A 14676-nucleotide genomic window follows, 5' to 3' on the forward strand; every position below is an offset into this window, starting at 1 on the left:
TATTTCCGACATTATTAACATTTTGCTTTTTCTCGTTCGTAATCATAAATTTCTGTCGGATAATTTCCGGTGAAGCAAGCTAGACATGAACCGCGCGTTTCTCCAGGAAACGGACGACCAATTGCTTCGACCATACCTTCGACACTTAAAAAAGTTAATGAATCAGCACCAATGATTTCACGTATTTCCTCCACCGATTTAGAGCTCGCGATTAATTCTTCCTTTTTCGATGTATCAATACCATAGAAACATGGGTTTTTAATTGGTGGTGAGCTGATTACAACGTGAACTTCTTTTGCTCCTGCATCTTTTAGCATGCGAACAATCCTTCTGCTCGTTGTTCCACGTACGATTGAATCATCAACCATAATGACCCGTTTACCCTCTACGACCCCTCTTACCGGTGAAAGTTTCATCTTCACACCTTGTTCGCGTAGACTTTGTGACGGCTGAATAAAAGTCCGGCCAACATAACGGTTTTTAATTAAGCCCATTTCATAAGGAATACCTGCAGCTTCAGCATAGCCAATTGCCGCAGAAATGCTTGAATCAGGAACTCCTGTGACGACATCTGCTTCAATCTTAGCTTCAAGTGCCATTTGCTTACCAAGATTTTTCCGAGCGGTATGAACATTAATTCCATCAATGTTGCTATCTGGACGGGAAAAATACACATATTCCATCGTGCACATTGCATGTTGACTTGAAAGTGAAAAGTATTCGGATGTGATGCCCTCATCATTAATGACCACAAGTTCACCCGGTTCAATATCACGGACGAATTCCGCTCCTACTATATCAAGGGCGCATGTTTCAGATGCAGCGAAATACGCATCGCCTATTTTCCCTAGGGAAAGTGGGCGGAAACCATGCGGATCTCTTGCCAAGATCATTTGGTTTTCTGTCATGACGACGAATGCATAAGCACCCTTCAACATACTTAAACTGCTTTTCACTGAATCTCTCACATCGGAATAACCAGAACGTTTAATCAAATGTGCTAGAACTTCCGTATCCGATGTCGTTTGAAAGATTGAGCCCTGTCCTTCTAGCTGTGCTTTTAACTGACGAGCATTGACGATATTCCCATTATGAGCGAGCGCCAGCCCCCCTGTATGTGAATTAAACAAGAAAGGCTGAACATTTTGATACCCGCCGCCGCCTGCCGTTGTATAACGGACATGTCCGATCGCGGCTTTTCCTGAACCGGAAAGTTCCTGCATTTTTTCAGCTGTGAATATCTCAGTGACAAGACCTTCACCCTTCGAGATAGACATCTGCTCACCATCCGTAACAACGATGCCTGCTCCCTCTTGACCACGATGTTGCAAGCTATGCAACCCGTAATAAGCAAGCTGTGCTGCATCGGGATGTCCCCAGACTCCAACTACGCCACACTCTTCATTTAGGCTTCTTATTTCAGCAAGCATGGTATAGCTCCCTTCCAAGCTGTTTGTAAATCTACAACGTCTGCTACCAATATCTTGTTATCGCCGCCTGCCGTCACTACTAATTTATTATCTGCTGTTACTGAACCAATACAAACGGCATCTTCAACAAGTGCTTCAAAAGCCTTTTGATTTTCAGGACTTATAGATAGTAAAAAGCGTGATTGCGTTTCACTAAACAGTTCGGATACGAGTTCTCCAGATAAATTTACTTTTGCTCCAAGGTCACTTGCTCCGAATAGAGATTCAGATAAAGCAACAGCCAAACCACCTTCCGCGAGGTCATGAGCTGATGAAACAAGTCCTGATTGAATCGCTGAAAGAATTTGCTGCTGACGCTTTTGTTCAACAGTTAAATCAAGTTCTGGAGCACGCCCAAATATTTTTCCTTCAAGCATTTTTTGTAACTCACTGCCCCCAAATTCCACTTTCGCTTCGCCGACCACATAAATCATATCTGATTCATTTTTGAACGTTTGCGTTGTGATATGTTGAAGATCGTTCACTAGGCCAACCATCCCAACTACTGGTGTTGGATAGATCGCTTCCCCATTCGTTTCATTGTAAAGAGAGACATTTCCTCCAATTACAGGCGTACTTAAACTTCGACAAGCTTCACTCATCCCGTCTGCCGCTTTTTCCAATTGCCAAAAGATTTCAGGTTTTTCTGGATTTCCAAAATTCAAGCAATCTGTAATTGCTAGAGGTTCTGCACCCGAACAAATAATGTTACGAGCCGCTTCAGCAACTGCGATTTTACCGCCTGTTTCAGGATCCAAGTAAATATAGCGGGAGTTACAATCTGTCGTCATCGCAAGGGCCTTATTTGTGCCTCGAACACGTACAACTGCTGCATCTGATCCAGGTGAAACGACTGTATTCGTACGCACCATGTAATCATATTGGTCGTATACCCATTCTTTACTCGAAATTGTCGGTTGCTGCAATAATGCCAAAAGGGTCTCTCTGTAATCTTCAATGTCTGGTACTTCTGCCGTCATACTTTGGAAGTCACGGAAATATTGCGGTTCTGCAGATGGCTTGTGATAAATTGGTGCTTCTTCAGCCAATGCATCAACTGGAACCTCAGCAACGATTTCACCCTGATGAGAAAGTGTTAGGTTTTTATCATCCGTTACTTCACCAACAGCAACCGCTTCTAGGTCATATTTCGTAAACAAGTCAACGATTTCCTGTTCGCGTCCTTTTGTAACAACGATCAGCATCCGCTCTTGTGATTCAGAAAGCATCATTTCATATGCTGTCATTCCAGTTTCACGTTGCGGTACCAAGTCAAGGTTCATTTTTATTCCTGATCCAGCTTTACTCGCCATCTCAGCAGATGAGCTTGTAAGACCTGCTGCTCCCATATCCTGAATACCAACAAGAGCATCATTTTGAATTAATTCAAGGCATGCTTCTAAAAGAAGTTTCTCCATGAATGGATCACCTACTTGTACGGCAGGCCGTTTTTCTTCTGAAGACTCCGACAACTCTTCAGAAGCAAATGTTGCTCCATGAATACCATCACGTCCTGTTTTAGCACCCACATACATCACTGTGTTGCCTACTCCATGCGCTTGGCCTTTTTTAATGTCCTTATGATCGATCAAACCGACACACATTGCATTAACTAGAGGATTTCCTTCATAAGATGGATCAAATTGAATTTCTCCGCCTACAGTTGGAATTCCGATACAATTTCCGTATCCTGCAATCCCAGCAACCACTTCTTTAAATAAATATTTCACACGATCATTCTCAAGCTCACCGAAGCGAAGCGAGTTCAACATCGCAATGGGACGGGCACCCATGGAGAAAACATCACGGATAATACCGCCGACACCAGTAGCAGCACCTTGATAAGGTTCAATTGCCGATGGGTGATTATGACTTTCTATTTTAAAAACAACTGCCTGATTGTCACCGATATCGACAATACCTGCTCCTTCACCAGGACCTTGAAGCACTTTCTCCCCTGTAATCGGGAATTTCCTTAAGATGGGTTTTGAATTTTTGTAGGAACAATGCTCTGACCACATAACCGAAAACAATCCAGTTTCCGTATAATTCGGCAGTCTGCCTAAGATTTTCTCCACCATTGCAAATTCTTCATCGGATAGTCCCATACTTGCATATAAACGATCCAATTTAATTTTTTCCGGACTTGGTTCAAGCTGTAATAACATGTGATTCCCTCCAGTTTTTTACGATGGATTGAAAAATCTTTAAGCCGTCTTTACTGCCAAGCAGCGAATCAACAGCACGTTCGGGATGAGGCATCATTCCGAGGACATTTCCTTGTTCATTTGTAATTCCCGCTATTTGCTCCAAGCTTCCGTTTGGATTTTCACCATCATAAGTGAACAAGATGCGGTTATTTTGTTTTAATTCAGCCAATGTTTCATTATCACAGTAGTAATTTCCTTCACCATGAGCCACTGGTATCGTAATCGTTTCATGTAATGAATAGCCTGTTGTAAACATGGATTGATTATTTTCAACCTTCAATCCTACATTGCGGCAAATGAATTTCAAGCCATCATTACGGCGCATCGCTCCAGGTAAAAGGCCTGCTTCAAGTAAAATCTGAAAACCATTGCAGACGCCAAGAACAGGCTTTCCTGCTTGAGCTGCTTTTACAACTTCCGCCATTACATTGGAGAAACGGGCAATTGCACCTGTGCGTAGATAGTCTCCGTAAGAGAAACCGCCTGGAAGGAGAATCCCGTCATATTCATCTAGATTGTCTGTGGAATGCCAAACATACTCCACTTCTTCCCCGAGTGCATCTTTTATCGCATGGTACATGTCGACATCACAATTGGAACCAGGGAAAACTATGACAGCAAATTTCATTGGGTGACAACCTCCTCAACATCATAACGGTAAGATTCAATTACCGTATTGGCTAATAGTTTTTCACACATTTCCTTCACCAGCTGATCCAAATCACGGTCCGTATCTTCAATTGTGAGTTCAATGTATTTCCCCACGCGTACATCACTTACTTCGTTATAAGTTAAACTGTGAAGTGATTGCTGAACTGCTGCTCCCTGTGGATCTAATACACTTTCGCGTAATGTGATATATACCTTAACCTTATACATGTTGAATACCCTCCAACTTTGCTAGAATTTTTCCATAAGCGTCTGTTAAACTACCTAAATCACGACGGAATACGTCTTTGTCTAATTTTTCGTTCGTTGCTACATCCCATAACCGGCACGTATCGGGTGAAATCTCATCAGCCAGTAGAATGGCTCCATCCGATGTTTTACCGAACTCCAATTTAAAGTCAATCAATTTAATGTCCATTTCTTTAAACAAGGTTGTTAAAACCTTATTAATTTCTTGAGCTTTTTCTTTTAAAATGGCTACGTCTTCCTTGCTTGCAAGTTCTAATTCTTCAATATGGTCTTCTGTTAACAGAGGATCACCGAGTTCATCATCTTTATAATAAAACTCAACGAGCGTTTTCTTCAGTGGTTGTCCTTCTTCAATGCCCGTTCTTTTAGAAAAACTGCCAGCAGCTGTATTTCGAACGACCACTTCCAGAGAAATAATAGAGACCTTTTTAACTAGCTGCTCCCGGTCGGAAAGCTTTTCAATAAAATGGGATGGAATATTTTCTTGGGCGAGCTTTGAAAATAGTAAGCTAGTAATTTGATTATTTAACTTACCTTTTCCAGCAATCTCTGACTTCTTTTCACCGTTAAACGCTGTTGCCGAATCCTTGTATTCCACCCATACTATTTCACTGTTGTCAGTTGCATAAATCTGTTTCGCTTTACCTTCATACAGCAATTCTCGTTTTTCCATCTGTCCAGACCTCCACATTGTGAATATTATGAATCTTCTTGCTATTAGTTAGGCTTGGCAAACATATCAACCGCTTGGGATGGTATGTTTGCCGCCTTTATTTTTATAAACCTAAACGATCAAAGATTACATCAACATTTTTCAGATGATGTGTAGCATCGAAACAATCATCAAGTTCTTCTTTTGTAAGCAAGCTTGTGATCTTATCATCCTTTTCAATCAGGCTTCTGAATGGCACCTGAAGCTCCCATGCTTCCATCGCTTTCGGTTGAACCGTGTCATATGCTTCTTCACGGACAAGACCTTTATCGATAAGGGATAGCAGCACACGTTGTGAGAAAATCAATCCAAGTGTACGGTCCATATTACGTTTCATATTTTCTGGATAAACAGTTAAGTTTTTCACGATGTTGCTAAAGCGATTTAGCATATAGTTTAAAGCAATTGTTGCATCCGGTAAGATGATACGCTCAGCAGAAGAATGCGAAATGTCACGTTCGTGCCATAATGCTACATTCTCATATGCTGTCATCATGTAACCACGGATTACGCGTGCCATTCCTGTCATATTTTCAGAACCGATTGGATTCCGTTTATGAGGCATCGCCGAAGATCCTTTTTGTCCTTTAGCAAAGAACTCTTCGACTTCACGTGTTTCACTTTTTTGTAAGCCACGAATTTCCACTGCGAATTTTTCAATGGATGTCGCAATTAGAGCCAACGTGCTCATATAGTGAGCATGGCGATCACGCTGCAATGTCTGTGTTGAAATAGGCGCTGCTTCAAGGCCCAGTTTTTCACAAACGAATTTTTCAACGAACGGGTCGATGTTTGCATATGTTCCGACAGCCCCAGAAATTTTTCCAACCTCTATGTTTTTTCTGGCTTCGTCGAAACGTTCGACATTGCGTTTCATTTCTTGATACCAAAGAGCAAGTTTCAAACCAAAAGTAGTCGGTTCTGCATGAACTCCATGTGTACGTCCCATTTGGACCGTATATTTATGTTCTTTCGCTTTGTTTTTCAGAATCTCAACAAAGTTATTTAAATCCTTCGAAAGGATATCATTCGCTTGTTTAATCACATATGAAAGGGCTGTATCAACTACATCCGTAGAAGTTAATCCGTAATGCACCCATTTCCGTTCTTCACCTAATGTTTCAGATACGGCACGCGTAAAGGCAACCACATCATGACGTGTATCTTTTTCAATTTCATTGATCCGATCCACATTAAACGTTGCATTTTCACGAAGAAGTTGTACATCTTCTTTTGGAATTACACCAAGTTCAGACCATGCTTCACAAGCTAAGATTTCTACTTCCAACCACGCGTTAAAGCGGTTAGTTTCTGTCCAAATATTTCCCATCTCAGGGCGGGTATAACGTTCAATCATTTTACTTCCTCCGTTTCAACCTGTTGATTCCATATTTTACTTCGATTACTTTCTAAAAGAGCTTCCTCAATTGTTGGACGTAAAATATTCACATGCCCCATTTTTCGTTTCAGCTTGGCTTCTTTCTTTCCATAAAGATGAACCTTCCAATCTGAAAGCTTTGGAATTTCAACCAGTAAAGGTTCCATATGTTCACCTAGAATATTTACCATTAAAACTGGTTTCAATAATGCCGTATTTCCGAGCGGCCAATTGCATACAGCACGTATATGCTGCTCGAACTGAGACGTCTCACACGCTTCCATTGTGTAGTGACCAGAGTTATGAGGCCTTGGTGCAAGCTCATTAATGATGATCTCATCCTGATCGGTTAAAAACATCTCGACAGCCAATGTCCCTATCAAACCAAGTTTCTCAGCAAGCTGTAAGGCCTCTTGAATCGCCTTCTTCTCAGCCTGCTTACTGATACGAGCAGGTACAATACTTTTATGAAGAATATTTTCAACATGAATATTTTCCGCAATCGGAAAATGACTTACCTCGCCATTTGTTTTACGCGTCACGATAATTGAGATTTCTTTTACGAAAGGGATCCAGGCTTCTAGCACACATACACCTGTTTGGAGCAGGGTTTCTGCCTTTCTAATATCGGCTTCTTCCTTAATGACCAACTGCCCTTTTCCATCATAACCGCCGCGCGTCGTTTTTAACACACTAGGGTACCCTATTTTTTCTATATGAAGATAAATTTCTGAAATATCCTGTATTTCTACATATGGAGCAACAGATGCTCCTGCATTCGATATGGCTTTTTTTTCAGTCAAGCGATCCTGTGTAAGCTTTAATAATTCTGACCCTTGTGGAAGATACGCATGTTGCTTTAACCAATCTAGAGCGTCTGAACTGATATTTTCAAATTCATAGGTTATGACGTCACTGACATCCGCTAATCTTTTCAATGCATCGATATCATCATAAGCACCAGTGATTTCAATATCTGCCACTTGCGCACATGGGCCATCTGTAGTTGGTTCAAGAACTGCTATTCTAAAGCCCGATGCCTTAGCCGACAAGGCCATCATTCTGCCTAATTGCCCACCGCCAATAATTCCAATGGTCTGTCCCGGTAAAATGATTGTATTATTTAAGTTGTTCACTGCTCTGTAACACCTTTTCTCTGGTTTCGTCTCGTAAAGCCTCTAATCTATCAGCAATTTTAGAATCGAAAGCAGCTAATATCTGAGCTGCAAACAAACCAGCATTGACTGCTCCAGCTTTCCCAATTGCCACCGTCGCAACCGGTACGCCACCAGGCATCTGAACAATCGATAATAACGAATCCATACCATTTAACGCCTTCGATTGAATAGGCACGCCAATCACAGGGACAATCGTTTTCGCTGCCGTCATACCTGGAAGATGAGCTGCCCCACCTGCACCAGCAATAATCACTTTAAGGTCTCGCTCTTTTGCACTCTCTGCATATTCAAATAACAAATCCGGCGTACGGTGGGCGGAAACGACTCTTTTTTCATATGGAATCTCGAGCTGTTCCAATGATTCACATGCATATTTCATCGTTTCCCAATCTGAGACACTTCCCATAATAACCCCAACTTGCGGCTTCATATCTTTCCCTCCAACACTCATATTAAAACGTCCTGAGTATGCAGATGGACGCTTATAATTATCTATATCAAATTAAAAAACCGGGCAGACTGCTTCCTCATAGAGAAAGCAATCTGCCCGGAAGAAAGCCTTTAAAAAAACACAAAAAGACTTGGCTAGTTTCCGAATTAGTCAGATGCTTTTCTCATAGTCCAATGATTTACGGTCATTAGGTAGATACTTTTGGGCCATATCCCCAGGATTATATGAGATGTATTAATCTAACTTCATCTTACCTTCACGCCATTTTAATGTCAAGATAAAATCGAATATTTTTACAGGATATCAAAAAATCGTTCGTGTTTTACTTGATTAATTTCGCTTCGAATACGATTTTTCTATTAACTGGCTCATAATGAACCTTTCCATTCTCGATTCTTTCGGCAAAAATAGGTTCTTCTGTTCGTCTTACAGGAAAGTAACCTGCTGCTTTAATTCGATCTAGACATGCATCAATTGTTTCTCCATCTATTACTTCAAACTTTTCCTTACTCTTCTTACTCACAAAACCGTTCCTTTCCCGAATTCTATATTGTTTACCTTCCTTCGCATCAATACTTCGCTTATATTCATTAATAAATTCTTCATAGTATAATGAAAAGAACAGATAAAGGCAAGATTTATTCCCGAAGAAATCCATCGCCATTTTAATAAGTGAATACTTATAAAATTCCAAAAATAATTCCAACCTAGAAAAAGATTTTTTCTGGAATTATGCCATCCTGGTTAATCACATGTCGACTCCCTGATTATCAACCCTATTTATTCGATACTCTTTCCCATTTTATAAACACAAAAAAAGACCAGCCAAAATGGCTGATCTTTTTGAATAGCTTGGCGGCGTCCTACTCTCACAGGGGGAAACCCCCAACTACCATCGGCGCTGAAGAGCTTAACTGCCGTGTTCGGAATGGGAACGGGTGTGACCTCTTCGCTATCGCCACCAAACAATAAAGGAACGTTGTTCCTTCAAAACTAGATAATAAGAAGGTATTTCATTTTTTAAAGCGTGGTTAAGTCCTCGATCTATTAGTATCAGTCAGCTCCACATGTCGCCACGCTTCCACCTCTGACCTATCAACCTGATCATCTTTCAGGGATCTTACTAGCTTGCGCTATGGGAAATCTCATCTCGAGGGGGGCTTCATGCTTAGATGCTTTCAGCACTTATCCCGTCCGCACGTAGCTACCCAGCTATGCCTTTGGCAAGACAACTGGTACACCAGCGGTGCGTCCATCCCGGTCCTCTCGTACTAAGGACAGCTCCTCTCAAATTTCCTGCGCCCGCGACGGATAGGGACCGAACTGTCTCACGACGTTCTGAACCCAGCTCGCGTACCGCTTTAATGGGCGAACAGCCCAACCCTTGGGACCGACTACAGCCCCAGGATGCGATGAGCCGACATCGAGGTGCCAAACCTCCCCGTCGATGTGGACTCTTGGGGGAGATAAGCCTGTTATCCCCGGGGTAGCTTTTATCCGTTGAGCGATGGCCCTTCCATGCGGAACCACCGGATCACTAAGCCCGACTTTCGTCCCTGCTCGACTTGTAGGTCTCGCAGTCAAGCTCCCTTGTGCCTTTACACTCTACGAATGATTTCCAACCATTCTGAGGGAACCTTTGGGCGCCTCCGTTACTCTTTAGGAGGCGACCGCCCCAGTCAAACTGCCCACCTGACACTGTCTCCCACCCCGATAAGGGGCGCGGGTTAGAATTTCAATACAGCCAGGGTAGTATCCCACCAACGCCTCCACCGAAGCTAGCGCTCCGGCTTCTCAGGCTCCTACCTATCCTGTACAAGCTGTACCAAAATTCAATATCAGGTCAGCAGTAAAGCTCCACGGGGTCTTTCCGTCCTGTCGCGGGTAACCTGCATCTTCACAGGTACTATAATTTCACCGAGTCTCTCGTTGAGACAGTGCCCAGATCGTTACACCTTTCGTGCGGGTCGGAACTTACCCGACAAGGAATTTCGCTACCTTAGGACCGTTATAGTTACGGCCGCCGTTTACTGGGGCTTCGGTTCAAAGCTTCGCTTGCGCTAACCTCTCCCCTTAACCTTCCAGCACCGGGCAGGTGTCAGCCCCTATACTTCGCCTTGCGGCTTCGCAGAGACCTGTGTTTTTGCTAAACAGTCGCCTGGGCCTATTCACTGCGGCTTTTCCGGGCTATTCACCCTAAAAAGCACCCCTTCTCCCGAAGTTACGGGGTCATTTTGCCGAGTTCCTTAACGAGAGTTCTCTCGCACACCTTAGGATTCTCTCCTCGCCTACCTGTGTCGGTTTGCGGTACGGGCACCTTACATCTCACTAGAGGCTTTTCTTGGCAGCTGTGGAATCAGGAACTTCGGTACTATATTTCCCTCGCCATCACAGCTCCGCCTTAATGGAAACGGGATTTGCCTCGTTTCCGGCCTAACTGCTTGGACGCGCATATCCAACAGCGCGCTTACCCTATCCTTCTGCGTCCCCCCATCGTTCAAACGATGTATAGGTGGTACAGGAATATCAACCTGTTGTCCATCGCCTACGCCTTTCGGCCTCGGCTTAGGTCCCGACTAACCCTGAGCGGACGAGCCTTCCTCAGGAAACCTTAGGCATTCGGTGGAAGGGATTCTCACCCTTCTTTCGCTACTCATACCGGCATTCTCACTTCTAAGCGCTCCACCAGTCCTTCCGGTCTGACTTCAACGCCCTTAGAACGCTCTCCTACCATCGACACCATACGGTGTCAATCCACAGCTTCGGTGATACGTTTAGCCCCGGTACATTTTCGGCGCGGAGTCACTCGACCAGTGAGCTATTACGCACTCTTTAAATGATGGCTGCTTCTGAGCCAACATCCTGGTTGTCTAAGCAACTCCACATCCTTTTCCACTTAACGTATACTTTGGGACCTTAGCTGGTGGTCTGGGCTGTTTCCCTTTCGACTACGGATCTTATCACTCGCAGTCTGACTCCCAAGAATAAGTATTTGGCATTCGGAGTTTGACTGAATTCGGTAACCCGTTGGGGGCCCCTAGTCCAATCAGTGCTCTACCTCCAATACTCTCATCTTGAGGCTAGCCCTAAAGCTATTTCGGAGAGAACCAGCTATCTCCAGGTTCGATTGGAATTTCTCCGCTACCCACACCTCATCCCCGCACTTTTCAACGTGCGTGGGTTCGGGCCTCCATTCAGTGTTACCTGAACTTCACCCTGGACATGGGTAGATCACCTGGTTTCGGGTCTACGACCTCATACTCATTCGCCCTATTCAGACTCGCTTTCGTCGCGGCTCCGTCTTATCAACTTAACCTCGCATGAAATCGTAACTCGCCGGTTCATTCTACAAAAGGCACGCCATTACCCATTAACGGGCTTTGACTACTTGTAGGCACACGGTTTCAGGATCTATTTCACTCCCCTTCCGGGGTGCTTTTCACCTTTCCCTCACGGTACTGGTTCACTATCGGTCACTAGGTAGTATTTAGCCTTGGGAGATGGTCCTCCCTGCTTCCGACGGGATTTCTCGTGTCCCGCCGTACTCAGGATCCACTCAGGAGGGAACGAAGTTTCAACTACAGGGTTTTTACCTTCTTTGACGGACCTTTCCAGATCACTTCATTTACCCCGTTCCTTTGTAACTCCATGTTGAGTGTCCTACAACCCCAAGAGGCAAGCCTCTTGGTTTGGGCTAATTCCGTTTCGCTCGCCGCTACTCAGGAAATCGCATTTGCTTTCTCTTCCTCCGGGTACTTAGATGTTTCAGTTCCCCGGGTCTGCCTTCAGTACCCTATGTATTCAGGTAAAGATACTGTTCCATTACGAACAGTGGGTTTCCCCATTCGGAAATCTCCGGATCAAAGCTTACTTACAGCTCCCCGAAGCATATCGGTGTTAGTCCCGTCCTTCATCGGCTCCTAGTGCCAAGGCATCCACCGTGCGCCCTTTCTAACTTAACCGTTAAAAAAGATCTTACTGATGCTTTGAAAAAATTAATTGCCTTCTATCTATTATCTAGTTTTCAAGGAACAAAGAAGAAAGAACTTCATCACAACGTGATGAGATCTTTCGTATCTGAATGAATTACTCATTCAAAACTGAACAAAACAAAAGCGCTCTCGTATTTATCCTTAGAAAGGAGGTGATCCAGCCGCACCTTCCGATACGGCTACCTTGTTACGACTTCACCCCAATCATCTGTCCCACCTTAGGCGGCTGGCTCCATAAAGGTTACCTCACCGACTTCGGGTGTTACAAACTCTCGTGGTGTGACGGGCGGTGTGTACAAGGCCCGGGAACGTATTCACCGCGGCATGCTGATCCGCGATTACTAGCGATTCCGGCTTCATGTAGGCGAGTTGCGACCTACAATCCGAACTGAGAATGGCTTTATGGGATTCGCTTACCTTCGCAGGTTTGCGACCCTTTGTACCATCCATTGTAGCACGTGTGTAGCCCAGGTCATAAGGGGCATGATGATTTGACGTCATCCCCACCTTCCTCCGGTTTGTCACCGGCAGTCACCTTAGAGTGCCCAACTGAATGCTGGCAACTAAGATCAAGGGTTGCGCTCGTTGCGGGACTTAACCCAACATCTCACGACACGAGCTGACGACAACCATGCACCACCTGTCACTCTGTCCCCCGAAGGGGAACGCCCTATCTCTAGGGTTGTCAGAGGATGTCAAGACCTGGTAAGGTTCTTCGCGTTGCTTCGAATTAAACCACATGCTCCACCGCTTGTGCGGGCCCCCGTCAATTCCTTTGAGTTTCAGCCTTGCGGCCGTACTCCCCAGGCGGAGTGCTTAATGCGTTAGTCTGCGAGCACTAAAGGGCGGAAACCCTCTAACACTTAGCACTCATCGTTTACGGCGTGGACTACCAGGGTATCTAATCCTGTTTGCTCCCCACGCTTTCGCGCCTCAGTGTCAGTTACAGACCAGAAAGTCGCCTTCGCCACTGGTGTTCCTCCAAATCTCTACGCATTTCACCGCTACACTTGGAATTCCACTTTCCTCTTCTGCACTCAAGTTCCCCAGTTTCCAATGACCCTCCACGGTTGAGCCGTGGGCTTTCACATCAGACTTAAGGAACCACCTGCGCGCGCTTTACGCCCAATAATTCCGGACAACGCTTGCCACCTACGTATTACCGCGGCTGCTGGCACGTAGTTAGCCGTGGCTTTCTGGTTAGGTACCGTCAAGGTACCAGCAGTTACTCTGGTACTTGTTCTTCCCTAACAACAGAACTTTACGACCCGAAGGCCTTCTTCGTTCACGCGGCGTTGCTCCGTCAGACTTTCGTCCATTGCGGAAGATTCCCTACTGCTGCCTCCCGTAGGAGTCTGGGCCGTGTCTCAGTCCCAGTGTGGCCGATCACCCTCTCAGGTCGGCTACGCATCGTCGCCTTGGTGAGCCATTACCTCACCAACTAGCTAATGCGCCGCGGGCCCATCTATAAGTGACAGCTAGAGGCCGTCTTTCCATCTTCTCTCATGCGAGAAAAGAACGTATCCGGTATTAGCTCCGGTTTCCCGAAGTTATCCCAGTCTTATAGGCAGGTTGCCCACGTGTTACTCACCCGTCCGCCGCTAATCTCAGGGAGCAAGCTCCCATCGATTCGCTCGACTTGCATGTATTAGGCACGCCGCCAGCGTTCGTCCTGAGCCAGGATCAAACTCTCCGAAGAAATGTTTGACTTGCTCATTTTGCTTTTTGATAGTGTGTGCTCACTTAAAAAAATTAACGTTGGCGCTTTGTTTTGTTCAGTTTTCAAAGAGCAATTTCGCCGTCGTTCTTTCGAACAACTTGTTTATTCATCATAACACGCTATTGATTAGTTGTCAACTTCTGCGAAGTTTTTAACTTGTTTTAAATCGCTGTGTTTTTCAGCGACCATTTCATCTTAACATTTTCATAATAAGAAGTCAACAGTTATTATTTCTTTTAGTAATCTACCAAAAGTGGATGAAGTTTTTTGTTTGTCGTACTTGGTGCTTATTTATATTAATCCTTTCCTACCTTAAAGTCAACTGATTTTTAGCTATGAATCTTTTTTTCTTTTTTAATTCATTTATTAGATTATATAAAGGTGTTAACTTAGTATAAATGCTTGTTCTAGTAATAATTCAAACTATGGCTTTTCCTCTAAAGACATTTAAACCTTTCATGATTCTATTCTTAAAAAATCTAAATGTCCTCTCTCTAACTATTAGTCAGTAAAGTGAATTTCTAAAAACAAATCCTTCCGGAGGGCAATGACTAATCTAATTATCAGGGAATGATACATGAAAGATGCACTTGGAAGAAAGATAAAGTCGTGGTCATCTATATTCAATCAAAATCCATAATTAACTCA

General features: G+C 44.1%; 9 protein-coding genes, 3 rRNA genes and 1 riboswitch. All 12 genes read right to left on the reverse strand.

Annotation, left to right across the window (positions count from 1 at the left end):
• Positions 1-14: 14 nt before the first annotated feature.
• Positions 15-1430 (reverse strand): amidophosphoribosyltransferase, encoded by a 1416-nt coding sequence (gene purF / locus JFU24_RS14460; RefSeq protein ID WP_053344207.1) that lies wholly within the window; start codon positions 1428-1430, stop codon positions 15-17.
• Positions 1415-3637 (reverse strand): phosphoribosylformylglycinamidine synthase subunit PurL, encoded by a 2223-nt coding sequence (gene purL / locus JFU24_RS14465; protein WP_201222347.1) that lies wholly within the window; start codon positions 3635-3637, stop codon positions 1415-1417. The genes purF and purL overlap by 16 nt, the downstream gene beginning before the upstream one ends.
• Complete coding sequence (purQ, locus tag JFU24_RS14470) at positions 3621-4307, reverse strand: phosphoribosylformylglycinamidine synthase subunit PurQ (RefSeq protein WP_053344205.1); 687 nt, start codon at positions 4305-4307, stop codon at positions 3621-3623. The genes purL and purQ overlap by 17 nt, the downstream gene beginning before the upstream one ends.
• Positions 4304-4558 (reverse strand): phosphoribosylformylglycinamidine synthase subunit PurS, encoded by a 255-nt coding sequence (purS, locus tag JFU24_RS14475; protein ID WP_053344204.1) that lies wholly within the window; start codon positions 4556-4558, stop codon positions 4304-4306. The genes purQ and purS overlap by 4 nt, the downstream gene beginning before the upstream one ends.
• Entirely contained in the window at positions 4551-5270 is a 720-nt protein-coding gene (purC, locus tag JFU24_RS14480) for a phosphoribosylaminoimidazolesuccinocarboxamide synthase (protein ID WP_201250141.1), read from the reverse strand. Before purC ends, purS begins: the two co-directional genes overlap by 8 nt.
• Before the next feature lie 103 nt (positions 5271-5373).
• A complete protein-coding gene (gene purB, locus JFU24_RS14485; protein ID WP_056522797.1) occupies positions 5374-6666 on the reverse strand; it encodes an adenylosuccinate lyase in 1293 nt (430 codons plus the stop codon).
• Complete coding sequence (gene purK / locus JFU24_RS14490; protein ID WP_201183245.1) at positions 6663-7823, reverse strand: 5-(carboxyamino)imidazole ribonucleotide synthase; 1161 nt, start codon at positions 7821-7823, stop codon at positions 6663-6665. Before purK ends, purB begins: the two co-directional genes overlap by 4 nt.
• Positions 7807-8295, reverse strand: coding sequence for a 5-(carboxyamino)imidazole ribonucleotide mutase (gene purE / locus JFU24_RS14495; RefSeq protein WP_053344200.1), 489 nt, complete (start codon positions 8293-8295; stop codon positions 7807-7809). The genes purK and purE overlap by 17 nt, the downstream gene beginning before the upstream one ends.
• A gap of 167 nt (positions 8296-8462) precedes the next feature.
• Positions 8463-8564: riboswitch (purine riboswitch) on the reverse strand.
• Positions 8565-8638: 74 nt separating this feature from the next.
• Positions 8639-9010, reverse strand: a complete 372-nt coding sequence (locus JFU24_RS31365; protein WP_397443393.1) for an NETI motif-containing protein — start codon at positions 9008-9010, stop codon at positions 8639-8641.
• 156 nt (positions 9011-9166) lie between these two features.
• Positions 9167-9282, reverse strand: a 5S ribosomal RNA gene (gene rrf / locus JFU24_RS14505).
• A 61-nt stretch (positions 9283-9343) separates the two neighbouring features.
• Positions 9344-12278, reverse strand: a 23S ribosomal RNA gene (locus JFU24_RS14510).
• Between the two features lie 175 nt (positions 12279-12453).
• Positions 12454-14007 (reverse strand): 16S ribosomal RNA (locus tag JFU24_RS14515).
• Together the 16S, 23S and 5S rRNA genes form the textbook arrangement of a ribosomal RNA operon.
• Between the last annotated feature and the right edge of the window lie 669 nt (positions 14008-14676).

Source organism: Peribacillus sp. TH27, from assembly GCF_016650915.1.
GTDB classification, from domain to species: domain Bacteria; phylum Bacillota; class Bacilli; order Bacillales; family DSM-1321; genus Peribacillus; species Peribacillus butanolivorans.

Bases quoted from the DNA above. Each gene is read 5' to 3' on its own strand.
- purF (WP_053344207.1), bottom strand. From the start codon at position 1,430: ATGCTTGCTGAAATAAGAAGCCTAAATGAAGAGTGTGGCGTAGTTGGA.
- purL (WP_201222347.1), bottom strand. From the start codon at position 3,637: ATGTTATTACAGCTTGAACCAAGTCCGGAAAAAATTAAATTGGATCGT.
- purQ (WP_053344205.1), bottom strand. From the start codon at position 4,307: ATGAAATTTGCTGTCATAGTTTTCCCTGGTTCCAATTGTGATGTCGAC.
- purS (WP_053344204.1), bottom strand. From the start codon at position 4,558: ATGTATAAGGTTAAGGTATATATCACATTACGCGAAAGTGTATTAGAT.
- purC (WP_201250141.1), bottom strand. From the start codon at position 5,270: ATGGAAAAACGAGAATTGCTGTATGAAGGTAAAGCGAAACAGATTTAT.
- purB (WP_056522797.1), bottom strand. From the start codon at position 6,666: ATGATTGAACGTTATACCCGCCCTGAGATGGGAAATATTTGGACAGAA.
- purE (WP_053344200.1), bottom strand. From the start codon at position 8,295: ATGAAGCCGCAAGTTGGGGTTATTATGGGAAGTGTCTCAGATTGGGAA.